Here is a 25,576-nt window from a genome sequence, read left to right as displayed (position 1 = left end):
CGCGGCAGAGCCTGACACCAGCCTGACCGCTCTCCGGCCTTACCGGTTCTTGTTCACCGGCTTGCGCTTTTCGATGAACGCCGCCATGCCCTCGGAGCGGTCCTCCAGCGCGAAGGTCGAGTGGAACAGGTTGCGCTCGACGCTCATGCCCTCGGCGAGCGTGGTCTCGAAGGCGCGGTTCACCGCTTCCTTGGCCATCGCGACCGCGGGGCGCGACATCGCGGCGATCTTCTCGGCCGCCGTCATCACTTCGTCCATTAGCTTGTCAGCGGGTACGATGCGGCTGACGAGGCCTGAACGCTCGGCTTCCGCCGCATCCATCATGCGACCGGTGAGGCACAGGTCCATCGCCTTGGACTTGCCGATCGCGCGCGTCAGGCGCTGGGTGCCGCCGATGCCGGGAATGGTGCCGAGGGTGATCTCGGGCTGGCCGAACTTTGCGGTGTCGGCGGCGATGATGACATCGCACATCATGGCGAGTTCGCAGCCGCCGCCGAGCGCATAACCCGCGACCGCCGCGATGGTCGGCTTGCGGCAGCGCGCGACGCGATCGCCGCCGATCGCGGCAAAATCCTCGGAGAACATGTCGATGAAGCCTTTCGGCTGCATCTCCTTGATGTCGGCGCCGGCGGCAAAGGCCTTCTCGCTGCCGGTCACGACGATGCAGCCGATGGCCTCATCGGCCTCGAGATCGTCGACGGCGGCTGCGATTTCGCGGAAGACGCCGAAGGAGAGCGCGTTGAGCATCTTCGGCCGGTTCAGCTTGATGATGCCGACCGCGCCTCTGCTTTCGACGATGATGTGTTCGAACGTGCTCATGCTCCACCCACGCTTTTGATTGGGCGGGCAATGTGCCCGCTGGCGCGGTGGGCTTCAAGGGGGCCGGGACGCAGGACGCGCGGTCCGCGCGTCCCGGCGGAACCGGCATCAGGCCATGAACATGCGCGCGGCCGAGGCCAGCGTCAGCAGCGTGCCGACGCCGATGAAGATCTTGCCGATCAGGGAGCTCTGGTCCCAGGCCGAGCTCTGCTGGCTGCTCGCCATCACCGGTGCCGGCCGCGGCTGCGCCTCGGTTGCGGCGATCACCGTTTTCTGCGGCGGCGGGCTGTCCTGTTGCACGGCGCGATCGATGTCGTTGAGCTGATCGGGCGCGACAACCTGGCCCTCCGCAGCCGCGGCGTTGGCATTATCGGCCGCCGCCTGGACATTGTCGTTGGCGCGATCCGTCATCGCGGAGGCCGCAGCCGCGGTCGGTGCATCGGCGGCGAGCTGCGCATTGGCATTGGCGACCGCCGGCGGCATCTGGCTCGAAGCCGGCATGTCATTGTCGGCCTTGTTATCGGCCTTCGGCTCCTCGGCCTTTGCCGAGGTGTCGTTCTTGTCGGCTTTTTCGTCGGTTTTTTGTGCCGTCTTGCCGCTGTTGGTGCGGCGCGACTCCTGGCGCCGGTGCTTGGTCGGCTTTGCCGCGTCAGCCTGTTTGCCCGCGCTGTCCGATTTGCCGCCTGTGGCCTGGTCCGGCGCGGCCTGTGCCATGCCGCCCCACAGCAAGAAAATGCCGGCCACAAGGATCAGGGCCGCGCGCCCGCTGGCTTTGATCATGTTGACGATCTCCCCAATTCCGCCCGTCCCGGAACGAACAGAGACCCTGGGGCGTGACGACAGCGGGGCAGAAAATGGGAATCTTCGGGCCACAGCGGGCGAAAACGGGGCAGCCGGGCGATGTCGCCGGCGCCGGGTGCGGGGCGAGCCGATCGGTGTTATGAGCCGTCGCAGACGTTTCCGGCCGTATCGAGCGTGGGGTCCTGGTTGCGATCACGAATTCGTGATCGCGGGCATCGCGCGTAACAAATTGAACGAACGGCCGAATTGCATGGTGAGGGGCGCGCGTGCGCGGACGTGAGGACGAATGGACCGGCCTGATGCGGTCGGCCATGGCAGGAGATGATGCGGCGTATCATCGCCTGTTGAGGGTGGTCACGCCAGTGCTGCGCGCCGCGGCGAGGCGCGGCTTGGCGCGGGCCGGGCAACCTCCGGACCAGGCCGAGGATATCGTGCAGGAGATTCTGTTGGCGGTGCATCTGAAGCGGCACACTTGGGACAGCGAGGCCCCCTTCGCGCCCTGGCTGTTCGCGATCGCCCGCAACAAGCTGATCGATGCCTTGCGGCGGCGCGGCAGGCGCGTCTTCGTCAACATCGACGATTTTGCCGAGACGCTGCCGGGCGAGGCACTGCAGGAGACGGCCTCCGCGGGCGAGGTCGCAGCCCAGCTCAATGCGCTGCCGCAGCGCCAGCGCGACGTGCTGCAGTCGATCGCGGTCGAGAGCGCCTCGATCAAGGATACGGCGGCGAAGTTTTCGATGAGCGAAGGCGCCGTGCGGGTCGCACTGCATCGCGGACTTGCAGCACTGACTGCCAAACTGCGGGACCACTAGTCATGGACACCGATCAACTCATTCGCTCGCTCGCGGCCGACAACGCCCATCGCGCGCCGCGCGTCGGCGCCATGCTGACCATGGCCCTGCTGGTGGCCGCGCCCTTGTCGATCCTGATCTTCGCGACGTTCTTCGGTGTGCGTCACGACGTGATGAGCGCGATGCGCAACCCGTTCTTCGACATGAAGTTCGCGGTCACGCTGTCGCTTGCGATCCCTGCGATCATCATCAGCCTGCATCTGTCGCGTCCCGAAGCCTTGATGCGCGGCTGGGGCTGGCTGTTGCTGCTTCCGGTCGGGCTGCTTGCGGTTGGGATCGGCAGCGAGGCGATGATGGCGCCGGCCATGCCGATGACGATGCGCTTGATGGGCAAGAACTCCAGGGTGTGCCTGGTCGCGATCCCCGCGATGTCGCTACCGCTGCTCGCGGGCGCGCTATTTGGCCTGCGCCACGGTGCGCCCTCGCATCCCGCGCTGGCCGGCGCGCTCGCTGGCCTGGTATCGGCCGGCCTTGCCGCGACGCTCTACGCCTCGCACTGCACCGACGATTCCCCGCTGTTCGTCGCGACCTGGTACACGATCGCGACCGCGGTGGTGACCGTGATCGGCGCAGTGGTGGGATCCAAAGTCCTGCGCTACTAGCGAGCCGCCATCACGCAGCCGGAATCGTGCTCTGCTGCATGCGGTGGAAGCGCAGCACCTGCTGCGCGGTCGAGCTGCGGAGCGCCTCGTAAGCGTCGCGCAGCATCAGCATGTCGGTCGGCGATCCGCCTGAAAGCTTCTCGCGCATGGCGATGATGGCTCGCACGCTCGGCCAGGACATGCCCGCGACCTTGGCGAGGATCATCACGCCCTCGGTTCGGCTTTCGATCATCATGGTCTCGGCAGTCTCGACCGCAACGCCCGCCAGCGCGGCGAGCCCCGCATTGGTTTCGTCGAACTTGCCCTGCTCGGCGAAGGTGGTGACCTGCAATTCGTTGAGACGGCCGTCTTCGTGCAGCGATTTCACCAGCGCTCGGGCCATCTCGGTTTGCCTCGTCATGGCGGCGGCGCGAATCCGCTGGGCCACTTCCTGGACCACGCTCGACACCTCTTCCACAAGCTCCGGATGCGCGGCCTCGAGTTTTTTCCGCACGCTCGAGGACGCCTTGGCGACCAGGTTCAAATAGTGATGACGCGGCAAGTCCGGCCGCAGGCCGATGCAGGTGGCGAGGTCGTCGTCGCGTTCGGCGCGGGTGATGAGGTCGGTGAGGCATCCCTCGGAGAGCCGCGCTCCCGGATTGCTGACGGTTGACTGCACCACATCCCCGTTGCCGCGCGTCACCAGCACGTCGGTCAGAGCCTCCGACAGCACGCGCCGAAGCGAGATCGCCTTGAGATGCGCCTGGCCTCTCGTGCGCGCGATCTCGATCAAGGTCGTCTCGTCCAGCCGTTCCGATTTCGACAGCACGGGGCCGGAGACCTCGATGACCTCGTCGAGCGCGAGCGTGCGGATGATGTTCGGCGGCGCGACCGCGATCGGTGCGAGGCGGTCGGCGAGCAACGCCCTGGCCGAACTCTCGATTTGCTCGATCAGGCACTGGAACACGTCGTCGAACACGCGGATGTGGTCGTCGGAATAATTCACCGCGTTGCCTACGAAGAGATCGGTCACGCGGCGCAGTGTCTCGACCCGGCGCGCGACGGTGCCGTGCGAGAGCGCAGCCTGCAACTCATTGAGCAAATTCTCGGATGATCTCGCGGATTTGGATCTCATTGGGCGGTCCTGAAGCGTTTGGTCCGGCGTCGGCTTCTGCCGCGCCGGGAGGAAATGGATTGGTCAGCTCGTTGCAATGCGATTGCGCCCTTGCGCCTTGGCAGAATAGAGCGCTCGGTCGGCGCGCGCGAGAAATGTGTCGGCAGTATCAAGGTCGCGCAGCGTCACGACGCCCGCTGAAATGGTCACGTGCATGCCCGGGGAGAACGCGCTCCAGTCGAGATCGGCGACGATGCTGCGCAAGCGCTCGAGCATGCGCTGCGCGGCGTCGCCCGTGGTCTCCGGCAGCAGGAGCAGGAATTCCTCTCCGCCGTAGCGGCCGAAGCAGTCGGCCGGGCGGATATTGGCGAAAATGGTGATCGCGAAGGTGCGCAGCACCTCGTCACCGACGGGATGGCCGTGGGCGTCGTTGATCCGCTTGAACCAGTCGAGATCGATCAGCGCGATCGCGCAAGGCGCCGACGTCTGCCGCGACTTTTCGATCTCGACGTCGAGAAGGCGCATGATGCAGCGGCGGTTGTAAGAGCCGGTGAGTTCGTCGAGCTCGGCCAGTTCCTCGATGCGCTGATAGGCGGCCTTCAGTTCGATGCTGCGCCGGTACAGAATCTTGCGCAGGGTGGCGCCGAACAGGCCGAGGAAGGCGCACTGGCCGATCACCAGCACGAAGCAGAGCATCGAGGCGGCTCGCTCCAGACGGGTCGCAACCGGCAGTCCGATGGGCAGGTCCGAGCCCAGGAAGACCAAGCCAAGCCCGCAGGTGGCAAGGCCCCAGGTGACCATCGCCTGGTTCGTAGTCATCCGCAGCGAGCCAAACGCGAAGATCAGAAACAGCACGGCGAGAAACGCGACCCCGACCGTCGGCACTGCGAGCAGGAACACCAGTTGGAGCGCCATATGCGCCGAGATCTGGAAGACGGTGAGATAATGATCCTCGAACCGGTCGCCGAAGCCGGCTTCCGACAGCACGGTGAAGGTGCCGATGATCAGGAGGCCGCCGAGCCAGAACAACGATGGGACGGCCATGGAGACCGTCCCGCCATAGGCGTAGAGCAGCAGGACCGAGGCGCCCAGCGAATAGCTCGCCACCTGGCCGACATACATCTGGCGGCGTTGGCGGACCCGGCGCGCCAGGACGTCGGGGGCCGCCGCCTCCGGCGTGAGGGCGAGCTCCGCGACCTCAGCGGCACTCCTCTCGGGAAAGGACGTCGCGGCCGTGCTCATGGTCCCGCCAATGGTGGATGTCAGCGTAAAAATCTACGTGGCAAGCCTTTAGGTTTGGTATCCTCGGAAACCGAATCCGAACGGTGCAAGGTGATAGGCCGGCGGAAGAAATTTACCGGTGACCAGGCATCCGTTTGCGGTGCAATCGAGCCAAAGGCCGGCCTGGAGAGACATACGTCGTGCAGGGCTGCTATGGAACCGGACGAGGCCGGGCCGCCTGTGCCGGACAGGCATTCCGCAGGGAAGTATCTCAGTATTATGTTACCGATCTGGATCGTGGCGGCCGACGGCCGCGGGTGGGATAAGAAAAAGGCGCGTATGTGGGGCGGATCACACAGGCATCCGTACGACTGCGGTAAATTGAACAATTTTGCCCCCCGCGTCGAACCCTCCGTTGCATCGACCCGACCAACTTTGCGAGACGGCCTTTGAGCGTGACACAGGCGGCTTCGGACGAGGTCCTGATCGCCAGGATCGCTCAGGGTGACCGGCTCGCCATGCAGGTGCTGTACGGGCGGCATCATGTCAGGGTTTACAGGTTCGGTCTCAGGCTCGTGCGGAACGAGCAGGCGGCGGAAGACCTCATCAGCGAGGTGTTTCTGGACGTCTGGCGTCAAGCCGGCAAGTTCGAGGGTCGATCCGCCGTTTCCACCTGGCTGCTGGCGATCACCCGTTTCAAGGCCCTGTCTGCGCTCCGGCGCAGGAAGGATTTCGAGCTCGACGAAGAGGCCGCCAACGCGATCGAGGATACATCCGACGATCCGGAAACGGTGGTGCAGAAAAAGGATACCAGTGAGGCGTTGCGGGAGTGTCTGACGGGCCTCTCGCCCGACCATCGGGAAATCGTCGATCTCGTCTACTACCACGAGAAGTCCGTGGAAGAGGTGGCCGAAATCGTCGGGATACCGGAGAACACCGTGAAGACGCGCTTGTTCTACGCGCGCAAGAAACTGGCCGAACTGCTGAAGGCAGCCGGCATTGAGCGAGGCTGGCCATGATGGCTTTGAGCAAGAAGATGCTGGAGCAAGAGCCCAGTGAAATTGAACTGCTGCTGCCGTGGCACGCCGCCGGCACGCTGAACGCGCGCGATGCGCGCCGTGTCGAAGAGGCGCTGGCGCGCGATCCCGAGCTTGCCAGGCAATATGCCGTGATCCGCGGCGAGTACGAAGAGACCATTCATCTGAACGAGAGCTTAGGGGCTCCGTCGACGCGCGCGATGCAGAAGCTGTTCGCCGCGATCGACACCGAGCCGGCGCGGGCGAGCGGTTCGCTGCCGCTGTCGGCGCGGCTCTCGACCTTCTTCGCGAGCCTGTCGCCGCGCACGCTGGCCTGGTCGGCGAGCCTTGGCGCCGTCGCGCTCGTGCTGCAGGCCGGTGTGATCGGCGCCGTGCTGATGAAGAACCAGCCGGCGACCTTCCAGACCGCTTCGCTCTCGACCAGCGCTCCGATCACACGCGAGCTTGGCAGTGCAGCTGCGCCGGCGCGCGCGCTGGTGCGCTTCACGCCCGAGGCGCGCATCGCCGACATCACCGGGCTGCTCGACAGCTACCACGCCTCGATCGTCGACGGGGCCAAGGGCGGCATGTTCCGCCTCCAGTTCGACAGGGCCATGAGCCAGGACGAGCTCGCTTCGCTGCTCGGCAAGATGCAGCGCGAGAAGTTCGTCAACCTCGCCGTCGCGGCGCCCTAGGCGCGCCGCTGAACCGATGACGGGCAAGTCCGAAAGCAGATTGCGCGCCGGGGTCTACGCTTCATCGGTCGGCGCCGTGCTTCTGATCGCCGCCTGTTTCGGCGTCGAGGTCGCAGAGGCGCAGGCGATCATGCGCACGCCCACGATCAGCGTGCCCTCGCGAACGCCGACCATCTCTCCGAACATCGCCCCCCGCGTCACCCCCGGCATTGCCGCCCGAGCGGTCAGCGTCGACCGTGCGCCGCGGACGATGGCGACCATTCCCCACACCACGACGTCGCGCATCCGGCCGACGACGCCGGTGCTGCCCCATGCGCGCTATTCGCCAAATCTCTATCCGGCCTGCTCCGCACCCTATCGTGATGCTGACGGCGAGTGTACGGGGCAGCCGAACGCAGGTGGCCAGGGCACCGGAAAATCAGGCAAGAAAAACGCCGGCAAGGCGCCTGGCAACAACACGCCGGTTGCGGTCGCCTCGCGCAGCTTCGCCAACGAATTCGTGGCGGAGATCGATGGGGCGCTGTCGCCCGGCGATGCCGACGAGCTTGCCCGCCGCCACGGCTTGACGCGCATCGCTTCGGAGAGCTTCCCGCTGATCGGGGCCACGTTCGGTCTGTTCCGCATCGCCGATGGCCGGCCCTACGAGACGGTGCGGCGCGAATTCGCGGCCGACAGCAGCGTGCGCTCGGTCCAGCCGAACTTCCGTTACGTGCTCCAGGACCAGAAATCGGCGCCCCCGCGCGAGGGCGATCCCGCGCAATATGCATTGGCCAAGCTCCGCCTGCCGCAGGCGCATACGCTCGCGCATGGTGCCAACGTCACGGTTGCGGTGATCGACTCCGGCATCGACGCCAAGCATCCCGAGCTTGCCAATTCCGTCTCCGACAATTTCGACGCGCTCGGCAGCACCGAGGGACCGCACATCCACGGCACCGGCATCGCCGGTGCGATCGTGGCGCATGCCCGGCTGATGGGCAGCGCGCCCGAGGCGCGCATCATCGCGATCCGTGCCTTCGGCGGCACCAACGGCGGCGCCGAGAGCTCGTCCTACATCATTCTGCGCTCGCTGAATTACGCCGCCGAGCACGGCGCGCAGATCGTCAATATGAGCTTTGCCGGTCCGAAGGACGCGGTGATCGAGCGCGCCATCGCGGCGACCGCTGCGCGCGGCCTCGTGCTGATTGCGGCCGCCGGCAATGCCGGCGCGAAATCGCCGCCGCTCTACCCGGCCGCCAATCCCAACGTGATCGCGGTCAGCGCGACCGACCAGCAGGACCGGCTGTTCACCGCGTCCAACCGCGGCAACTACATTGCCGTCGCCGCGCCCGGGGTCGACATCTTCCTGCCGGCGCCGGACGGCAAGTACCAGATAACGTCGGGAACTTCGTTCTCGGCCGCCTATGTTTCCGGCGTCGCGGCGTTGCTGCTGGAGCGCAATTACGCCTTGAAACCGGAGGCGCTGCGCATGACGCTGGTGAAGACCGCGCGCGATCTCGGCTCCCCCGGACGTGACGAGCTTTTCGGTGACGGCCAGACCGATGCGTTCGCTGCGGTCATGGCTGTTCCCGTCGAGAGCGCGACGCCGGTTGCGGCGGCGTCCGGTACAACAAAACGTGAAGATGCCGGGACGCGCCGTGACGCGCCCGGCAGCCGCGCGATCGAACAGCCCTCGCTGTCGAGCGCTGACCGATAAATCCACGATTTCTCAGGCGGATAGGCCGGCGGCGCGATGCCAGCTGCGACAAAGATGCGCGCGGACCGGAGGTCAAAAAAGCAAACGTCGCGTTGAACGTTCAGCCAAGCTGCCACGACCAAATTATGTGGGAGCGGTCATCCCTCCCCATCAGTCATATTAGGCGCGAGCGCCCATCCACCCCAAGCGCCCATATGGCTCGACCCGTCCGGTTGTCCCCCCGGACGGGTCTTTTCTTTTTGGACATCCGATTTTTTGAAGCCTCGTGCGCGCTCAGCTTGCGGTTGAAGGGCGCCCTGTGTTCGTCGCAATCGGTCGTTCGGGGCGCCGCAAGCCCCTTATGCTTGTGTGAAGCTTGACTCGAAAACACGGCAAATCTCCGCACGACTACGGTGATTGGCGACGAGCGCGGTGTCGTTGCTGGACAAGACAAAACTTTTCCACAAAATATTCATGTCGCGTCTAAATTGATTCGTGTGCGTTGCGTCTTCGCGTCCGTGTTTTTCTCCTGACGGGCTGGACTATGACACATCGCCAAGAATCCAACGGCGCGTCTGTTCGCGCCGTAGCCGTTGGCCGCGACGTCGCGGCACGCTGGTGCGCTCTTGCCGAGCAGCGATTGCAGCATCTCTCCGAAATGTTCGAGACCGGGCGCTGGCGCCGTTATCATTCCGAAATCGCATTCCTCGAAAACATCCAGGAGGCCAAGCGTGCCGTCGAGACTTGGCGCGCGCTGGCGACCGGCGGAGACGTCGCCGAGGCGGCTGCGAGCGTGACGCCTGCATTCGGTTGGTCGCCGGCGACGATGCCCCGCGTGTTTCCGCGCGAGCAGCCGGCGCAGACCGTGCAGCCGAAGGCCGTCCTCATCGTCCCCGAGACCGCGGTGCCGGTCAGGCTCGATCCGAAGCCGGACGCTCTGGCCGAGATCGCCGAAACCCCGATTGCACCGCTCGCAACGCCCGCACCGCTTGCGGCGCCTGCCGCGATGGCCTCGTTCACCGCGCCTGCCGAGATGCCACCGCTGAGAGCCCCAGCAGCGAAGGCACCGTTCACCGCACCTGCCGTGAGGTCGCCGCTCGCCTCGCCCGCCACGATGGCGCCACTCACCGCGCCAGTCGTGAGGCCGCCGGTCGCCGCGCCTGCTGCAATGGCAGCGCTCCTGCCGCAGTTCACTCCGCCCGCGGCCGAGATCGTCGCAGCCCCCGAGCGCGTCGTCGAATTCACCCTCAGCCTCGACGGCCTGGAAGCCAAGTACCCGCTACTGCGGAACGCGTTCTAAGGTTCTGAATATGGGCAAAGGGGATGCAACTGCACCTCTTGCCCCCGTCATCCTGAGGCGCGAGTGACGGGGCGCGTCGCGCCCCATCGGGAGCTTCGAAGCATGCACGGCCCGTCCGCCGACTTGAGAGGCCTACTTTCGCACTGCATTCCCGCCGAGCACCACCTGCGCAAACCGCTGCGCGCCGTCCGCTGACAGATCCGAGGTCACCGCGCGCGCGTGATCGAGGCCGACCACGGCGCCGCGCGGGGTCTCCGAGATCATGTTGTTGTTGACGAGCGCGGTGCCGGCTCCCGGCACCACGGAGACGCCGACACCCGCGAGGGCCTTGCGGATCACGTTGCCGGTGATCGCGACGTCGCGCAGATATTTGCCCCAGCCGGCGACGATGCCATAGGACGGCGCATTCTCGATCACGTTGCCGGTCACCGATGAATCAGCCTCGATGTAGATGCCGACGCCGGCGTCGTCGTCCGGCGCGGTGCCGATCGGGCGCTTCGGGATCAGATTGCGGATGATGTTGCCCTGGACCACGGCGATGCGGCCGCCCTCGTTGAAATTGCAGACGGAGACGCCGACGGCGGCGCCATCCACGGTGTTGTTGGCAATCACCGCGGCCTCGAACGCGAACTCGGAGTAAAGCGCAACCTCGCGCACGTCGCTGACGCTATTGCCTGATATGTGGATGTTCGAGGCGGAGTTGCCGCGCACGGCCGAATAGTCGCAATTTTTGATCCGGTTGCCGCGCACGATCACGTTGCCGGCACGGAAGGCGTTGATGGCATTGCCGTACTGCCCGGAGCCGCCCGGGCCGGCCTTGATGTCCTCGATGCGGTTATCCGCGACCAGCGTGCCGTCGTCGCCGATGGCGGTGCGCAGGATCTCGATGCCGTTGTCGTTGGTGCCGGTGATGGTGTTGCGGCACACGCTGAGACCCTTGGCGTCGAACGAGACCACCGCCGTCAGCGCGATACTTGTGAGGATATTGCCGGAGATGTCGCCCGACACCTGTTCGAGCCAGATGCCGCTGCCGCCGGAACCGGTGACCTCGCAATCGGTGATGCGGACGTCGCGTCCGCCCAGGATGTGGATCAGGCCGCGCCGGGTTGGCAGCGGAAACTTGCCGCCGTCAAAGCTGATGCCGGTCAGCCCGATCGCATCGGAACCGTCGCTCTGAATTGCCGACGCTCCGCCCGTGAAGAGGAGCTTGGTCGCGCCGCGGACGCCAATGAGTTGTGCGCCGTTCGGCAGTCGCAGCAGGCCGGTCCGGTAGATGCCGGGCGGCAGGGCGAGCGGCATTTGCGCCCGCGCGGACTCGTCGATGGCGCGTTGAAGGGCTCGGGTCTGATCTTCGCTGCTCCCTGGCCGCACGCCGTATTGCGTGGCGTCGCGGCCGAGCAGGGACGTCAGCGGCGCCGCCCGCGCCGCGTCGGCGGGCATGGCGAGGGCACCGGCGATGCCGGCCGTCGAAGCCCCGATGAGATGACGGCGATTGAGGTCCATGACGCGTCCTCCGGCGGACGCGGGCGTCCGCGCGACGTAGGTAGCGCAGCCCGGCAGGGGCCGTGAGGATTGTTCGCGGTAGGGTTAAATGTTTACCGCGGCGACGATGCCGTAGGGTGGACAAAGCCAAGCGTGCCCACGATTTCGCGGCAGATCAGGGCGAGATGGTGGGCACGGCGCAAGCGCGCCTTTGCCCGCCCTACGAAACCTGCGTGTTCCGCGTCTTCCTTGCCAGCCCCACCATCTCCATCAGCATGGCTTCTCCCGCATCCACAAGCTCCTCCAGCGTGATGCGCGGCGCGCCCTTGCGGCGTACCGCGCCGCTGCGCGCGAGCAGCGGAATGTGGATGAACGCGGCGAGCCTCGGCCCGCCGGCCCTGACGCGCTCGATCGCGCGCCAGCTCAAGTAATTGCAGAGATAGGCGCCGGCATCGCGCGAGGGCCGTGCATCGATGCCGGTGAGGCGTGCGGCGCGCAGCAGTCTTGCCGTGTGCGGGCCGAAATTCATCGCGTCCGCGTGGCCTGCGATGCCACGTTTGCTCGACCGGGTGTTGGCGGCATCGGGCCAGAGCATGGTGACGGCATTGCGCGCGCGGGTCTCGATGCGCAGGTAAGGTGTGCGTGCAGCGAGGCCGAACATCAACAGCGCGTCCGGCTTCTGCTTTGCAAGCACCTCGGGCAATTGGCGGTCGACTGCCGCATAAGTCACCGGAAAAATGTGGCTCGAGAGCTCGACATCGTCGAGCGCCGGCCGGCGCAATTGCGTCAGCCTCGTCACTAGCGGCTTCGTTGGATTATAGGGCGCTCCGGGAAACGGCCCGAAGCCGGTGAGGAGAATGCGAAGCCTTTCGCTCATTTCAGCAACTCCAGGATACGCTCGGCGGCGAGTGCCGGCGTGAGATGGCCCTCGGCGACCTCAGCTTCGATCTTCTTCACCTTGGTCCGCACCGAGGCCTCGCTGCGCAGCCGCGCCAGCATCCGCTGCTCCAGCATCGACCACATCCATTTCACCTGCTGGTCGCGCCGCCGCGCGGCGAAATCGCCGGATGCGTTCATCGCCTTGCGATGATCCAAGATTTTCTGCCAGATTTCTGCGATGCCATCACCGGTGAGCGCCGAATAGGTCTCGACCGGCGGATGCCAATGCTCGGACCGCGGGCTGAGAATATGAAGCGCGCCGCGGTAGTCGGCCGCCGTGATCCTGGCACGCTTGAGATTGTCGCCGTCGGCCTTGTTGATGGCGATCATGTCGGCGAGCTCGACCAGGCCCTTCTTGATGCCCTGCAACTCGTCGCCGCCGCCCGGCAGCATCAGCGCGAGAAAGAAGTCGGTCATGTCGCAAACGGCGGTCTCGGACTGGCCGATGCCGACGGTCTCGACCAGCACGACACCGAAGCCCGCCGCCTCGCACAAGAGCATGGCCTCGCGCGTCTTGGCCGCAACGCCGCCGAGCGTGCCCGAGGACGGCGAAGGCCGGATGAACGCATCGTCCGAGGCGGACAGCCGCGCCATCCGCGTCTTGTCGCCGAGGATCGAGCCGCCGCTGCGCGCCGAGGACGGATCGACCGCGAGCACCGCGACCTTGTGGCCCTGCTCGATGAGATAGGTGCCGAGCGCGTCGATGGTGGTGGATTTTCCGACGCCCGGCGATCCCGTGATGCCGACGCGGAACGCCTTGCCGGTGTCGGGCAGCAGCATCTGCACCAGCTCCCGCGCCAGCGCCTGGTGGTCAGGGCGCCGGCTCTCCACCAGCGTGATGGCGCGCGCAAGGGCGGCGCGGCTGCCGGCGCGCAGCTCCCTGGCGATGGTCTTGATGTCCGGCGGGGCTTTCTTCTCGATCATGCCCTGCTTTACAACGCCGAGGCGAGGCAGGCGAGGCCCGCCCGCCCGATATCACCGGGATGCTGCCGCCGCCGTCTGCGGCTGTTTCACCTTACGCCACACCCACACCATCACCGGCCACAGCAGGGCGCCGATGGCCATGGCGGCGAGGATCGCGGCGACCGGGCGTTCGAAGAACGGCAAGATGCTGCCGTCGGACTTGATCAGCGAGGTGACGAAGGCCTGCTCGACCATGGTGCCCATGACGATGCCGAGCACCATGGCGGCGACGGGATAGCCGTTCGCTTCCATGACGTAGCCGATCACGCCGAAGGCGGCGACGGTGACGACGCCGAACATGTTGTTGCCGATCGCGAACGAGCCGACCGCACAGCACAGCATGATGATCGGCATGATGGCGGAGCGCGGCGCCAGCAGGATGTAGGCCGCGACGCGGATCATGGCGATGCCGAGCGGAATCATCATGATGTTCGCGATGATGAACATCAGATAGATCGCGTACATGCTCGACGCCTTTTCGGTGAAGAGCGTCGGGCCGGGATTGAGGCCCTTCATGTAGAGCACGCCGATCGCGATCGCGGCGATGGTGTCGCCGGGGATGCCGAACAGCAGCGACGGCACCCAGCCGGAGGCGATGCTGGCATTGTTGCTGGCGCCGGCCTCGACCAGGCCCTCGACATGGCCGGTGCCGAACTTCTCCGGCTCCTTCGAGAAGCGTTTCGACATCGCATAGGAGACCCAGGCGGCCATGTCGGCGCCGGCGCCGGGCAGCACGCCGATGATGATGCCGACGATGTTCCCGCGCGTCATCTGCCAGCGATACAGCTTGGTCAGCTTCCACTGGCCGGCCAGGATGCTTCCGAATTTTCGCCGCGGCAGCGGCGGCGGCTCGGGCGTGAGCATCGCGCGCATCACCTGCGCCACCGCGAACACGCCGACCAGCGCCGGAATCGGCTCGATGCCGCCGAACAGATCGGTGAGGCCGAAGGTGAAGCGCGGCACCCCGCCGGGATTCTCGATACCGATGCAGGCCACCAGGAGGCCGATGAACATGCCCGCGATCGCCTTCACCGGCGAGGAACGCGCGACCAAAGTGGCGCACATCAGGCCGAGCAGCGCCAGCCAGAAATATTCGAAGGTCGAGAACGACAGCGCGATTTCGGCCAGCGGCGGCGCCAGGATCATCAGCGACAGCACCCCGGCGATGCCGCCGATTGCGGAGAACCACACGCCGGCACCGAGCGCGAGCTCGGCCTGACCCTTGCGCGTCATGGCGTAGGCCTCGTCGGCATAGGCGGCAGACGCCGGCGTGCCGGGAATGCGCAGCAGCGCGCCGGGAATGTCGCCGGAGAAGATCGCCATCGAGGAGGCCGCGACGATGGTTGCGATCGCCGCGATCGGGGACAGGTAGAAAGTGACGGGGACGAGCAGGGCGGTCGCCATCGTCGCCGACAGGCCCGGCAGCGAGCCGATCACGAGGCCATACACGGACGCAGCGAACATCGAGATGATGACCTCCCAGGTGGAGATCAGCGCGAAAGCATCAATCAGGGTTTTCAGCATGGGATCACCAGGGCGCCGGTAACAGGCCGGCGGGCAGCGGTACGCGGAGCAGCTTGCCGAAGATGAGGTGGATGGCGAACGGCGAAAGCGCCGCGAGCGGCAGCGCCAGCTTCCACCTGGCCCCTAATGCGGTCGAGGTGACGTAGACCATGATCGCCGCGGTGATGATGAAGCCGAGCCGGTCCGCCGCGAAGACGTAGAACAGCAGCAGCGCCGGCGGCAGCAGCGCACGCAGGCCGTAGAGCTTGCCTTGCGGGGGCGGCGCTGCGGCCTGGCCGTTCTCGAACGGGACGAGCGCTTCCTCCTCCTCGAAGGAGCGGCCGATGCCGAACACGATCGCGAGCCCGCACAATGCAAGGCCGCAGCCGATCACCAGCGGAAATACGTTGGGGCCGACCGGTTGCCCCGGCACTGGCGGCAAGATCCAGCCCCCATAGGCGGCCGCCGCACCGAGCGCGACGAGAAACGATCCCGTGACGGAGTCGGGAAGACGCATGAGAGCAAGTCCTGTCAGTGTTCTTCTCCCTCGCCCCGCTTGCGGGGAGAGGGTCAGGGTGAGGGGGAATCTCCGCGGGCACAGTGAGAGTCGGACTCGTGGAGAGCTCCTCTCATCCGGAATTCAAGCTGAGCTTGAATTCCGACCTCTGTCCGCATCCTCCTTCGCCAAGGCTTCGGCGGACAAGCGCGGGGCGAGGTGAAACATCACGCCTTGCTCAGGCCCGCCGCCTTCATCGCCTCGCCCATCTGGGCGTCCCCCTTGTCCATGAAGCCGGCGAAATGGGCCGCATCGCCCCACACGGTGCCGAAGCCGCGGTTGCTCATGAAGTCCTTGAACTCGGCGGAGTCGTAGACCTTCTTCAGGGCCGCGGTGAGCTTCGTTGCGATTTCCGGCGGCAGGTTCTTCGGCGCGCCGATGCCGCGCCAGGCGCCGGTGGCGTAGTCGATGCCCATCGCCTCCTTCAGCGTCGGCACGTCCTTGAAGATCGGGTTGCGCGCCGGCGCCATGATGGCGAGGCTCCTGGCCTTGCCCGCCTCGATGATCGCGCGCGCCTCCGGCACCGAGCAGGTGGTGAGGTCGAGACCGCCGGCGGCGAGATCCTGCATCGCCGGCGCCGCGCCGTTCGAGGGCACCCAGGCGACCTGGTTGGCGGGCAGGCCCATCGCCTGCATCCAGCCGACCAGCGCCAGATGCCAGATGCCGCCCTGGCCGGTGCCCGAGGCCTTGAACTTGCCGGGAGGCGCCGCCTTGATCGCGTCGGCGAGTTCCTTGACCGTCTTGTACGGCGAGGACGAGGAGACCTGGATGCCGGGCGGGTCCTCGTTCATCAGCGCCAGCGGCGTGTAGCTCTTCGGCGTCAGCTCGGTGAGGCCCTGCCAGTGCATCATCGAGATTTCGACGGTGAGCATGCCGATGGTGTAGCCGTCGGGCTGCGCGGTCGCGATCGCACTGTGGCCGACGACGCCGGAGCCGCCGGTGCGATTGACCACGTTGAAGGGCTGGCCGAGGTCCTTTTCCAGCAGCGCCGCGACGATGCGCGCGGTCGCATCGGTTCCACCGCCGGCGCCCCAGGGCACGATCACTGTGACCGGCCGGGCCGGATAGGCTTGTGCGAGTGCAGGCTTGAATCCGAAAGCGGCGGATGCGGCGACTGCGGCCGTCGAAGCCGCAAAGGTGCGGCGCGAAATCTTGGACATTGAATGCCTCCCAGCGGCGCCCGTGACGCCGGGCGCTCTTGTCAATGGCGACATTCTAGTCGGCTTTGCAGCGTCGCCGCAAGGTAGCGCTACCAACGAGATCGCCATGCTGTGTGAAAATGGCATGCCCATCGGATGGGCAGTCGGAAATCGGGTGGGTTTTGCCCGCACGCGCCGTCAATCTGCGCGCGCAACGAAAGCCAAAGGCAAGCCATCCATGACCCAAGCCTATTACAGCGCCGTGCTGGACCGCCCGCTGGACGAAATCTGGTCGCTGATCCGCGATTTCAACAATTATCCCGCTTATATCGACGGCGTCAGCGAGAGCGTGATCGAAGACGACAAGCGCGGCGACGAAGTCGGCGCCATCAGGCGCTTCTGCTATCTCGGCAATTGGATTCGCCAGAGCCTGGTCGATCACTCGGACCATCAGCACAGCCTGACCTATGCCGGTCTTGAAGCGCTGCCGTACCCGGAAGACGACGGAAGCCGGATGCCGGCGCCGACGCGTTATCAAGGCACCATGCATCTGCGCCCGATCACCGAGGGCGACCGCACGCTCATCGAATGGTCGGTCGACCTCGAAACAGAGCCCGCGGACGCCGATCGCTGGCAAGCGTTGTTTGCGTCCTGGATTCCCAGTTGGACGGATTCGCTTGCGCGGACGCTGGCTCGGGCCGGTTAGCGATCGCTCACGGCTCGTCCGCATCGCCCTTGGGCCGCGCGCCGCCGAAGATGCGGTTGCCTTCCGCTGTAAGGTAAGGCTTCAGCGTCTCCCAGGACACGAAGGCGACGTACTCGCCCTCGGCATAGGGACCGACGGCGTAGGGTGGGTAGTGGAAGGTGAGGCCGGAGCTCTTTCCGGCTTCAGTTGACGGCGCGAGCGTCACCGCGCCGATCTTCAGCAGGGTCGGTTTCGACTCCTTGAACCATTCGTCGGTTGCGGTCTCGCTGGCGTCGCGCTTCTTCTTCTCGGCTTTCAGCGAGGTGATGATGGCCTTCACCATCGCCTTCATGGTCGCGCCGTTGTCGGCGGTCTCGGTGAAGAACGGCCGAATCGAGATGCGCTTGTTGTCGGTCTTGTCCCACAGGATCGTGTTCACGTCCGAATTGGGATGCGCGCCGCGAGTGTTCATGTAGTCGTTGCGGAGGACGCTGACATAGCGATCGGCGACGACGGAGCGCGTTTCATATTTGCGCTCAAAATCCCAACCGCCTTCTTTAAAGAACTGCGGATCGGCTTTGCGTGAGGCGGCAGCTTCGGCCGCGTTCTTGTCGAGCCATTTCTTGCCCTCGGCCAGGCAATCGGCCGCGAGTGCCGCATCAGCCTTGATCCTATCGTCGAGGAACACGCGCGCCTCGATACTTTTGTTGTTGATGACGGCGTCGGGCTTGGGGTCGGCGGCGAGGGCGGGACCGAACAGCGCGCTACAAACCGTGACGACAGCGAGCGCGCGCATGAACATTGGCGCGAAAAACATCACGCAGGATCCTTCTTATCGGAAGATCGACGGCGAAGCTACTCCGCCGCCTCGCTATGCCCCAGCCGCGCGTTGAGCTTGCGGATCAGCTCCTCGGCGGCTTCTGCGATCACCGTGCCCGGCGGGAAGATCGCCTCGGCGCCGGCGGCGTAGAGCGCGTCGTAATCCTGCGGCGGCACCACGCCGCCGACGATGATCATGATGTCGTCGCGGCCCTGCTTCTTCAGCGCGGCCTTCAGCTCCGGCACGGCGGTGAGATGGGCGGCGGCGAGCGAGGAGACGCCGAGGATGTGCACGTCGTTCTCGACCGCCTGCCGCGCGGCCTCATCCGCGGTCGCGAACAGCGGCCCGATGTCGACGTCGAAGCCGATATCGGCAAACGCGGACGCGATCACCTTCTGGCCGCGGTCGTGGCCGTCCTGGCCGATCTTGGCGACCAGGATGCGTGGGCGGCGGCCCTCCGCCTCCTCGAACGCGTCGATCAGCGCCTGAACCTTCTCGACCTGGTTGCCCATGCTGGACGCCTCCCGCTTGTAGACGCCGGTGATGGATTTGATCTCGGCGCGGTGACGGCCGAACACCTTCTCCATCGCGTCCGAAATTTCGCCGACGGTCGCCTTGGCGCGGGCCGCGTCGATGGCGAGCGCCAGCAGATTGCCGTTGCCTTCACCGGCCGACCGCGTGATCGCGGCGAGCGCGGCATCGACGTCCTTCTGGTTGCGCTCGCTCTTCAGCCGCGTCAGCTTGTCGATCTGCAAGCGGCGGACGTTGGTGTTGTCGACCTTGAGGATTTCGATCTTGTCCTCGTCGGTCGGCTTGTACTTGTTGACGCCGATCACCGCCTGCTTGCCGGCATCGATGCGGGCCTGCGTCTTGGCCGAGGCCTCTTCGATACGCAGCTTCGGCAGGCCGGCCTCGATCGCCTTGGCCATGCCGCCGAGCTCCTCGACCTCCTGAATGTGGCCCCACGCCTTGGCCGCGAGGTCGCGCGTCAGCCGCTCGACATAATATGAGCCGCCCCAGGGGTCGATGATGCGGGTGGTGCCGCTCTCCTGCTGAAGGAACAGCTGGGTATTGCGGGCGATGCGCGCCGAGAAATCGGTCGGCAGCGCCAGCGCTTCGTCGAGCGCGTTGGTGTGCAGCGATTGGGTATGGCCTTGCGTCGCCGCCATCGCCTCGACGGTGGTGCGCATCACGTTGTTGAAGACGTCCTGCGCCGTGAGCGACCAGCCAGAGGTTTGGGAATGCGTGCGCAGCGAGAGCGAACGCGGATCCCTGGGGTTGAACGGCCTCAACAGCTTCGCCCACAGCAGGCGCGCGGCGCGCAGCTTGGCGACTTCCATAAAGAAGTTCATGCCGATCGCCCAGAAGAACGACAGGCGCGGCGCGAAGCGGTCGACGTCGAGGCCTGCGGCAAGGCCGGCGCGCAGATATTCGACGCCGTCGGCGAGCGTATAGGCGAGCTCGAGGTCCTGCGTCGCACCGGCCTCCTGCATGTGGTAGCCGGAGATCGAGATCGAATTATACTTCGGCATCTTCTGAGAGGTGTAAGCAAAAATGTCCGAGATGATCCGCATCGAGGGCGCGGGCGGATAGATGTAGGTGTTGCGCACCATGAACTCTTTCAGAATGTCGTTCTGAATGGTGCCCGACAGCTTCTCCGGCGGCACGCCCTGTTCCTCGGCGGCAGCGACGTAGAGCGCGAGGATCGGCAGCACCGCGCCGTTCATGGTCATCGACACGCTCATCTGGTCGAGCGGAATGCCCGCGAAAAGCGTGCGCATGTCGTAGATGGAATCGATGGCAACACCGGCCATGCCGACGTCGCCGCCGACACGCGGATGGTCTGAGTCATAGCCGCGGTGGGTGGCGAGATCGAAGGCGACCGAGAGGCCCTTCTGTCCGGCCGCCAGGTTGCGGCGGTAGAACGCGTTGGAATCCTCCGCCGTGGAGAAGCCGGCATATTGCCGGACCGTCCAGGGCTGGTTGACATACATGGTCGGGTAGGGGCCGCGCAGGTAAGGCGCGATGCCCGGATAGGTCTCGAGGAAATCGAGCCCGGCAAGATCAGCCTCGCCATAAGCAGGCTGCACCAGAATGCCCTCCGGCGTCAGCCACGGTTCGGCACTGCCTGATGGTGCGGCGGTGGCGGCTCGCTCGAAGGCAACATCAGCGAAATTGGGAATGCGGCTCATGGCTTCAACCATATCCTCAATCATGATCCGGATGCTGATGGCTGACGATGGTCGCCATCTTCTCCGGTCCGTAATTCTGTTGCGTGGTCTGGCTCGGCAGATTGGCGATGCCGACCACCCAGCCGAGGCGGGATTCGGTGCCGAACTGCCGCGTCGGGATCACCCGGTCGGGACGGTCGAAAGCGCCGGTCATGATCTCGATCCGGTCGCCGTCAATGCGGCCGAAGCTCAGCGGCGTGCCGCAGGAGGCGCAGAAGCCTCGTTCGGCGATGGTGGAGGAGCGGAAGAACGACGGCTGTCCCCTGGTCCAGGAAAAGTCGGTCTTGTTGATGTCGGCGAATGAGGCGAACGGCGCACCTGCCGCCTTCTGGCACATCCGGCAGTGACAGATCGAGACCCTGTTCGGCGCCGTCGTGACTCCGAAGCGCACCGCCCCGCATTGGCAACCGCCGGTGAGAACGGGTTTGCTGATATCGGTCATGCCTGCTCCATCCGTCGATAGGCGTCTTGCAGGGTCGCAAGCGCATCGCCGCCGGCGAAGACGAAACCGGTGACGCCGGCCGCGCGCAGGGCGGCCTCGGCATCTGTCGGGCGGCCTGCCAGATAGATATGTCGCCCGCCGGCCGTTTGCAGGGCCTTCGCCGCGGCTTCGGCGTGTTCCGCATAGACCCTGTCGCTGGAACAAAGGCAGGCGAATTCGGCGCCGGAGGCCTTGAAGGCGGCGGCCAGCTTGGCCGGATCGGCAAAGCCCTCGCTGTCGACGGCTTGAATGCCGCCGGCCTCGAAGAAGCTTTTCGCAAAGGTCGCACGCGCCGTGAAATCGGCGGGCGTGCCGAGATTGGCCAGAAATACTTTTGGCCGCGCGCCGCGGGCCTTCAACGCCGCATCGGATTTGTCGCGCAGCGCCTCGAACGGTTGCGCAAGCCGGATCGGCGGCAGCGCGTCGAACTTGTATTTCTGCTCGCCATAAGGTGCCAGCGCGACCGCCGTCGCCTTGAGCACGTTCGTTTCGCTCTCGTGCAGGTTCGGAAACTCGCTGGCGCCGGTCAGCACGTCGCGGCGCTTTGCGATATTGGCGTCACGCGCCTTCCGCGCAGCCGCGACCTTGCTCTGAAACAGGCCTTGCTGAAGGGCGCCAAACGCGCCGCCGGCTGTCTCGCTTTCCTGGAACAGCGCCCACGCGGCCTCGCAAAGCTGCGCGGTCAGCGTCTCGATGCCGCCGCTGCCTGCCGCAGGATCGCTGACCTTGCCAAGGTTACTTTCCTCCAGCAGCAGGAGCTGCGTATTGCGCGCCACGCGGCGGGCGAACGGATCGGGCAGCCCGAGCGCCAGTGTGTGCGGCAGGACGGTGATGGCGTTGGCGCCGGCAAGCCCGGCCCCGAACGTCGCGATGGTCGCCCGCAGCATGTTCACGTATGGATCGCGCTGCGTCAGCATGCGCCAGGCGGTATCGGCGGCGATGAACAGCGGCTTTGGCGTCAGTCCGCAGGCCGTCTCGATACGCGCCCACAACAGCCGCAGCGCGCGGAATTTCGCCATGGTCAGGAACTGATCGGCATCCGCGGCGAGCCGCGCATAGACCATGCCTTGGGCCTGTTCCAGAGGAATGCCGGCGCCTTCGATCGCGCGCAGATAAGCAACGCCGCAGGAGAGCACGAAGGCAAGCTCCTGCACCTCGGAGCCACCGGCATCGTGGATCACGCGGCCGTCGGCAGAAACGAACGGGCCCTTGAAGCCGAGCCCGGCCAGGCCCTTGATGGCCCCGGCGACGGCGGGAATGATTTCCTCCCAGGTATAGGGGCTGTGGCCCCACACCGCGAGGGCCGCGAGCGGATCGAGGCCGAAGCGGATGTCGCAGGCGGCGGGGTCGAGGCCCCGGCTCTTCACATATTCCGCGACATGGATCGCCGCCATCCGCGACTGTGGCCCGATCTGGAGCTCGAGGCCGATGCCGGCATCGAGATGGATGTCCTTCAAAACCTTTGCGACCGCATCGGCCGACGGTTCCAGACCGAAACCATGAGCGCTGCTGCCGCCGGCGAACACCAGAGCGAGCCCGGTCGCGCCGTTCTCCAGATCCTGCAACGCCTGCGCATTCGCGAGCGCCGCATCGGAATGGTCGATCCGCTGGATGATCTGCCAGGGCGCCGCTAGCGGCCGCCCCACCACCGGGGCAACGCCTTTCACGCGCGGATAGAGCGGCTCGATCTTCAGCCCGTCATAGGTCTTGCCGACCAGCTTCTCGAACGGCGCGCCCTTCAGCACGCCGTCGACCAGCTTGCGCCAGTCTTCGACGGTTGCCTGGGGAAAATCCGCCGCCAGCGGCAGGTCGTCAGTCACGGAGGTCATGCGGCGAGGGGCTCCCAAACGTCTCATTATTCGCAGGCGAAATTGCCACGGCGGACCGTCCCTGCAAACGGTTGTTTTTGGTTAACCGGTATCCGGAAGCCGCTCAATGCCTTGCGTCGAGACGCTGGCGAGCCCGTCGCGCACACGGACGCCGGAGATCACGCGGTCGGGCGCGATTTCGGCCAGCGGCACCAGCACGAAGGCGCGCTCGAACAGGCGCGGATGCGGCAGGGTCAGATCGGGCTTCTGCAAGGAGACATCGTCGTAGGCGATCATGTCGAGATCGAGCGTGCGCGGTCCCCAACGCCGCGCCTTGTCCCGGGTGCGGCCGAACTTCTGCTCGACCTTCTGCAGCACGAACAGCAGCGCGTGCGGATCGAGACTGGTCTCGATCTCGATACAGGCATTGATGAAGGGGGCCTGATCCTCGTCGCCCCAGGGCGGCGTCGCGTAATCCGAGGAGCGCGCGATCAGCGCACCCTGCGCCACGCCGCAAATATGGGCGATCGCCTTGGTGAATGTCGCGCGGACATCGCCGACATTGCCGCCGAGCGCGATCAGCACGCTTGCCATCTTATGGATGCCGCGAGCGCGTCAGCATGATGCCGACATCGTCGAAGATCGCGGCAATCGGCGCATGCGGCTTGTGCACGGTGATCTTCACGGCGCGGATGCGCGGGAAGTGCGAGAGGATGGCGTCGGCCACCGCGCCGGCTGCGCGCTCCAGCAGCCTGTAATTGGTGTTCTTGAACGCCGCCGTCGTCGTCGCCACGACGTCGGCGTAGGACACGGTGTCGGCGAGCCTGTCGCTGCGCGAGGGCTCCGACAAATCGGTGTAGAGCTCGAGGTCGATGACGAAGCGCTGGCCGACCTCGGTCTCGTGGTCCATCACGCCGTGGCGGGCGTGGATCGACAGGCCGGTGACGAAGATCGTATCGGTCATTGCTTGCCCTCGATTGCGTTCGCCACCCGCAGGGCCTGCAGGGTCTCGGCGACGTCATGGGTCCGGATGATCTTTGCGCCGCGCTGCGCGGCGATCAGGTGCGCGGTGATCGAACCGGCGAGCCGCTCCTTCGGCTCGGACGGCGACACCGAGGCGATGAAGCGTTTTCGCGAGGCACCGACGAGGATCGGCAGGCCGAACATCTCGAATTCGCGCAAGCGCGCCAGCGCGGTCATGCTCTGCTCGGCGGTCTTGCCGAAGCCGATGCCGGGGTCGAGCACTATCTTGTCGCGCGCGATGCCAGCCTTAGCGGCGATATCCAGCGAACGCAGGAAGAACGTCTTCATGTCCGTGATGATGTCGATGGCGGGATCGGCGTCGTCGCGGTTGTGCATGACGATGACCGGAACGCCTTTCGCGGCCACCAGGGGCGCCATCGCGGCGTCGCGCTGCAGGCCCCAGACGTCGTTGGCGATCGCCGCGCCCTGATCGAGCGCGAAGGCCACCACCTCCGCCTTCATGCTGTCGATCGAGACCGGCACGCCGAGGGCGACCACGCCCGCCAGCACCGGCTTCAGCCGGGCGAGCTCGTCGTCCGCCGTGACGGCCTTCGCGCCCTTGTAGGGCCGGGTGGACTCGGCGCCGATATCGATGATGTCGACGCCATCGGCGATCATCGCCCGCGCCCGGGCGAGCGCCTGCTCGGGCGCGATGAACTCGCCGCCATCGGAGAAGGAGTCCGGGGTGATATTGAGCACGCCCATCACCGCCGGAATGGGCCGTTCCAGCAGCGTCCGCAGCGGATCAAGCCCGGCCGAGCCGGCCGGCGGGACGGATGGGGAGGGCGAGGCATTCATGCGCGTGGCTTTGCGCGGTCGGGGAGGGGGAGTCAAGCGGGGAGGGGATTGAATGAACGCCACTCTCTAACCGTCACCCTGAGGTGGCCGCTTCTTCAGCGGCCCTCGAAGGGCGACGGCCCGGCTTTCTCCGTACCGATGTGAAGGTGGCCGGCCATCCTTCGAGGCTCCGCGTGCGACGCTATGCGTCGCACGTCTCGCACCTCAGGATGACGGAGCTGGTATCAATACGTGATCTTCGGCTGCAGCTTCTTCGCCTTGGCGATGATGTCGCCGACCGACTTCTCGGACGGCAGGATGCGGAGCAGCTTCTTCTTCTCGTTGGCGTCGCGCATGCTCTGGGCGAGCCTGGCCGGATTTCGATAGGCGAGCTCGCGCACGGTGGTGACGCCGGCGGCGCGGACCAGGCCGACCTTGGCGCGGCCCATGCCGGGGATGCGCATGTAGTCGGAGACGTTGGCCCATTCCAGCAGCAACTGCTCGCTGATGCCGGTCTGGGCGGAAAGCGCCTTGCGGCCCTTTACCGTGCCGGCCGCCTCGAGCAGCGCATCGGTGGTGCGGATGCCCAGCGCCTTCAGCTTGTTGGCGGCAAAGACCGACAGGCCCTCAATCTCGGAGATCGGATATGTCATGATACTCGATATGAAATGCCAAGGCTTCAGGCGAACTGGCTGAGGCCCGGCGTCCCCGCAACGATCTTGCCCATCTGATCTGCTCCGATTTTGTCTCGACCGAAGCGGAAAAGTTCACGAGCGATGTTTTGAATCTCCGACATGCCAAGTCCCAGGCCCATCAGGCGCGTGCCGACCGCCATCAGGCCGCCGCCCATCAGCCGTGACAGTCCGCCGCCGCTCCTGGAGGCCTCGATTGCGGCTTCCGCTCCGGGGATCTGATCGATCAGGGCCTGCACGCTGTCGGAAGGACCCTCGCTGCGGAGGAAGCCCAGGATGATGCCGACGGTCTTTTCAGCGACAGCACCATCTATGCTGGCGTTTGTCGCCAGCCGCCCGATCAGCTCGTCCATAAGGCCCGCCCCTCAGCCGGTTGTATGCTCTCAAAAATGATCTTGAGCCGGTGT

Annotated in this window: 25 protein-coding genes and 1 pseudogene; 7 read left to right on the top strand and 19 right to left on the bottom strand. The window is 65.9% G+C overall.

Going from position 1 to position 25,576, the window contains the following annotated elements:
• Window positions 1–39: 39 nt before the first annotated feature.
• Together RX330_RS26210 and RX330_RS26205 are read right to left on the bottom strand one after the other, a co-directional pair.
• Window positions 40–819: an enoyl-CoA hydratase gene (locus tag RX330_RS26210; RefSeq protein ID WP_317240389.1), complete on the bottom strand. Its 780-nt coding sequence runs from the start codon at window positions 817–819 to the stop codon at window positions 40–42.
• A 108-nt stretch (window positions 820–927) separates the two neighbouring features.
• On the bottom strand, window positions 928–1,599 hold the full coding sequence (locus RX330_RS26205; protein ID WP_212081278.1) for a hypothetical protein: 672 nt from the start codon (window positions 1,597–1,599) through the stop codon (window positions 928–930).
• 287 nt (window positions 1,600–1,886) lie between these two features.
• On the opposite strand from RX330_RS26205, the gene RX330_RS26200 reads away from it, so the two are divergent.
• On the top strand, window positions 1,887–2,432 hold the full coding sequence (locus RX330_RS26200; RefSeq protein ID WP_212081279.1) for a sigma-70 family RNA polymerase sigma factor: 546 nt from the start codon (window positions 1,887–1,889) through the stop codon (window positions 2,430–2,432).
• A gap of 2 nt (window positions 2,433–2,434) precedes the next feature.
• The gene (locus RX330_RS26195; protein ID WP_212081280.1) at window positions 2,435–3,073 is read left to right on the top strand and encodes an NrsF family protein; all 639 of its coding nucleotides are present in this window, start codon (window positions 2,435–2,437) and stop codon (window positions 3,071–3,073) included.
• A gap of 10 nt (window positions 3,074–3,083) precedes the next feature.
• Here RX330_RS26195 and RX330_RS26190 read toward each other — a convergent pair whose 3' ends face one another.
• Both RX330_RS26190 and RX330_RS26185 read right to left on the bottom strand, forming a co-directional pair.
• Window positions 3,084–4,187, bottom strand: coding sequence for a DUF2336 domain-containing protein (locus tag RX330_RS26190; protein ID WP_212081281.1), 1,104 nt, complete (start codon window positions 4,185–4,187; stop codon window positions 3,084–3,086).
• A 63-nt stretch (window positions 4,188–4,250) separates the two neighbouring features.
• On the bottom strand, window positions 4,251–5,408 hold the full coding sequence (locus RX330_RS26185; RefSeq protein ID WP_317240388.1) for a GGDEF domain-containing protein: 1,158 nt from the start codon (window positions 5,406–5,408) through the stop codon (window positions 4,251–4,253).
• A gap of 428 nt (window positions 5,409–5,836) precedes the next feature.
• On the opposite strand from RX330_RS26185, the gene RX330_RS26180 reads away from it, so the two are divergent.
• The 4 genes and pseudogenes from RX330_RS26180 (at window position 5,837) to RX330_RS26165 (ending at window position 10,070) form a co-directional block, all read left to right on the top strand.
• Window positions 5,837–6,406 (top strand): sigma-70 family RNA polymerase sigma factor, encoded by a 570-nt coding sequence (locus RX330_RS26180; protein WP_212081283.1) that lies wholly within the window; start codon window positions 5,837–5,839, stop codon window positions 6,404–6,406.
• Window positions 6,403–7,098, top strand: a complete 696-nt coding sequence (locus RX330_RS26175) for a hypothetical protein (protein WP_317240387.1) — start codon at window positions 6,403–6,405, stop codon at window positions 7,096–7,098. The genes RX330_RS26180 and RX330_RS26175 overlap by 4 nt, the downstream gene beginning before the upstream one ends.
• Window positions 7,099–7,114: 16 nt before the next feature.
• Window positions 7,115–8,828: pseudogene (locus RX330_RS26170) on the top strand (S8 family serine peptidase); the annotation flags it as partial.
• Window positions 8,829–9,314: 486 nt separating this feature from the next.
• Complete coding sequence (locus tag RX330_RS26165) at window positions 9,315–10,070, top strand: TIGR03809 family protein (protein ID WP_317240386.1); 756 nt, start codon at window positions 9,315–9,317, stop codon at window positions 10,068–10,070.
• A gap of 132 nt (window positions 10,071–10,202) precedes the next feature.
• Here the strand turns inward: RX330_RS26165 and RX330_RS26160 are convergent, their stop codons facing one another.
• The 6 genes from RX330_RS26160 to RX330_RS26135 all read right to left on the bottom strand — a co-directional run bounded on the left by RX330_RS26160 (window position 10,203) and on the right by RX330_RS26135 (window position 16,673).
• The gene (locus RX330_RS26160) at window positions 10,203–11,573 is read right to left on the bottom strand and encodes a TIGR03808 family TAT-translocated repetitive protein (protein WP_317240385.1); all 1,371 of its coding nucleotides are present in this window, start codon (window positions 11,571–11,573) and stop codon (window positions 10,203–10,205) included.
• A 199-nt stretch (window positions 11,574–11,772) separates the two neighbouring features.
• Complete coding sequence (locus RX330_RS26155; RefSeq protein WP_212081287.1) at window positions 11,773–12,429, bottom strand: pyroglutamyl-peptidase I; 657 nt, start codon at window positions 12,427–12,429, stop codon at window positions 11,773–11,775.
• Entirely contained in the window at window positions 12,426–13,415 is a 990-nt protein-coding gene (gene meaB / locus RX330_RS26150) for a methylmalonyl Co-A mutase-associated GTPase MeaB (RefSeq protein ID WP_212081288.1), read from the bottom strand. The genes RX330_RS26155 and meaB overlap by 4 nt, the downstream gene beginning before the upstream one ends.
• Window positions 13,416–13,466: 51 nt before the next feature.
• Window positions 13,467–14,978, bottom strand: a complete 1,512-nt coding sequence (locus RX330_RS26145) for a tripartite tricarboxylate transporter permease (RefSeq protein WP_212081289.1) — start codon at window positions 14,976–14,978, stop codon at window positions 13,467–13,469.
• Between the two features lie 4 nt (window positions 14,979–14,982).
• A complete protein-coding gene (locus RX330_RS26140) occupies window positions 14,983–15,474 on the bottom strand; it encodes a tripartite tricarboxylate transporter TctB family protein (protein ID WP_317240384.1) in 492 nt (163 codons plus the stop codon).
• A 206-nt stretch (window positions 15,475–15,680) separates the two neighbouring features.
• Window positions 15,681–16,673 carry a tripartite tricarboxylate transporter substrate binding protein gene (locus tag RX330_RS26135; RefSeq protein WP_212081291.1) on the bottom strand — a complete coding sequence of 331 codons (993 nt, stop codon included), beginning with the start codon at window positions 16,671–16,673 and terminating at the stop codon, window positions 15,681–15,683.
• Here RX330_RS26135 and RX330_RS26130 point away from each other — a divergent pair.
• Window positions 16,666–17,358: an SRPBCC family protein gene (locus RX330_RS26130; RefSeq protein ID WP_317240383.1), complete on the top strand. Its 693-nt coding sequence runs from the start codon at window positions 16,666–16,668 to the stop codon at window positions 17,356–17,358. The two genes, RX330_RS26135 and RX330_RS26130, sit on opposite strands and share 8 nt — an antisense overlap.
• Before the next feature lie 7 nt (window positions 17,359–17,365).
• Here the strand turns inward: RX330_RS26130 and RX330_RS26125 are convergent, their stop codons facing one another.
• From RX330_RS26125 to RX330_RS26085, 9 genes are all read right to left on the bottom strand, one after another.
• The gene (locus RX330_RS26125; RefSeq protein ID WP_249153144.1) at window positions 17,366–18,139 is read right to left on the bottom strand and encodes an RsiV family protein; all 774 of its coding nucleotides are present in this window, start codon (window positions 18,137–18,139) and stop codon (window positions 17,366–17,368) included.
• A gap of 53 nt (window positions 18,140–18,192) precedes the next feature.
• On the bottom strand, window positions 18,193–20,349 hold the full coding sequence (scpA, locus tag RX330_RS26120; RefSeq protein WP_212081293.1) for a methylmalonyl-CoA mutase: 2,157 nt from the start codon (window positions 20,347–20,349) through the stop codon (window positions 18,193–18,195).
• Window positions 20,350–20,365: 16 nt separating this feature from the next.
• Complete coding sequence (locus tag RX330_RS26115) at window positions 20,366–20,830, bottom strand: GFA family protein (protein WP_317240382.1); 465 nt, start codon at window positions 20,828–20,830, stop codon at window positions 20,366–20,368.
• Entirely contained in the window at window positions 20,827–22,698 is a 1,872-nt protein-coding gene (locus tag RX330_RS26110) for a methylmalonyl-CoA mutase family protein (protein ID WP_317240381.1), read from the bottom strand. Before RX330_RS26110 ends, RX330_RS26115 begins: the two co-directional genes overlap by 4 nt.
• A gap of 81 nt (window positions 22,699–22,779) precedes the next feature.
• Complete coding sequence (folK, locus tag RX330_RS26105; RefSeq protein ID WP_212081296.1) at window positions 22,780–23,271, bottom strand: 2-amino-4-hydroxy-6-hydroxymethyldihydropteridine diphosphokinase; 492 nt, start codon at window positions 23,269–23,271, stop codon at window positions 22,780–22,782.
• A gap of 1 nt (window position 23,272) precedes the next feature.
• Window positions 23,273–23,641, bottom strand: a complete 369-nt coding sequence (folB, locus tag RX330_RS26100) for a dihydroneopterin aldolase (RefSeq protein ID WP_212081297.1) — start codon at window positions 23,639–23,641, stop codon at window positions 23,273–23,275.
• Window positions 23,638–24,498, bottom strand: a complete 861-nt coding sequence (gene folP, locus RX330_RS26095; RefSeq protein WP_317240380.1) for a dihydropteroate synthase — start codon at window positions 24,496–24,498, stop codon at window positions 23,638–23,640. The genes folB and folP overlap by 4 nt, the downstream gene beginning before the upstream one ends.
• 224 nt (window positions 24,499–24,722) lie before the next feature.
• On the bottom strand, window positions 24,723–25,130 hold the full coding sequence (locus tag RX330_RS26090; RefSeq protein ID WP_317240379.1) for a DUF4332 domain-containing protein: 408 nt from the start codon (window positions 25,128–25,130) through the stop codon (window positions 24,723–24,725).
• Between the two features lie 26 nt (window positions 25,131–25,156).
• Window positions 25,157–25,522, bottom strand: a complete 366-nt coding sequence (locus tag RX330_RS26085) for a DUF2267 domain-containing protein (RefSeq protein WP_212081300.1) — start codon at window positions 25,520–25,522, stop codon at window positions 25,157–25,159.
• Window positions 25,523–25,576 lie beyond the last annotated feature (54 nt).

Source organism: Bradyrhizobium sp. NDS-1 (genome assembly GCF_032918005.1).
In the GTDB taxonomy this organism is placed as follows: Bacteria; Pseudomonadota; Alphaproteobacteria; order Rhizobiales; family Xanthobacteraceae; genus Bradyrhizobium; species Bradyrhizobium tunisiense.
This window is presented reverse-complemented; position numbering and strand designations above follow the sequence as displayed.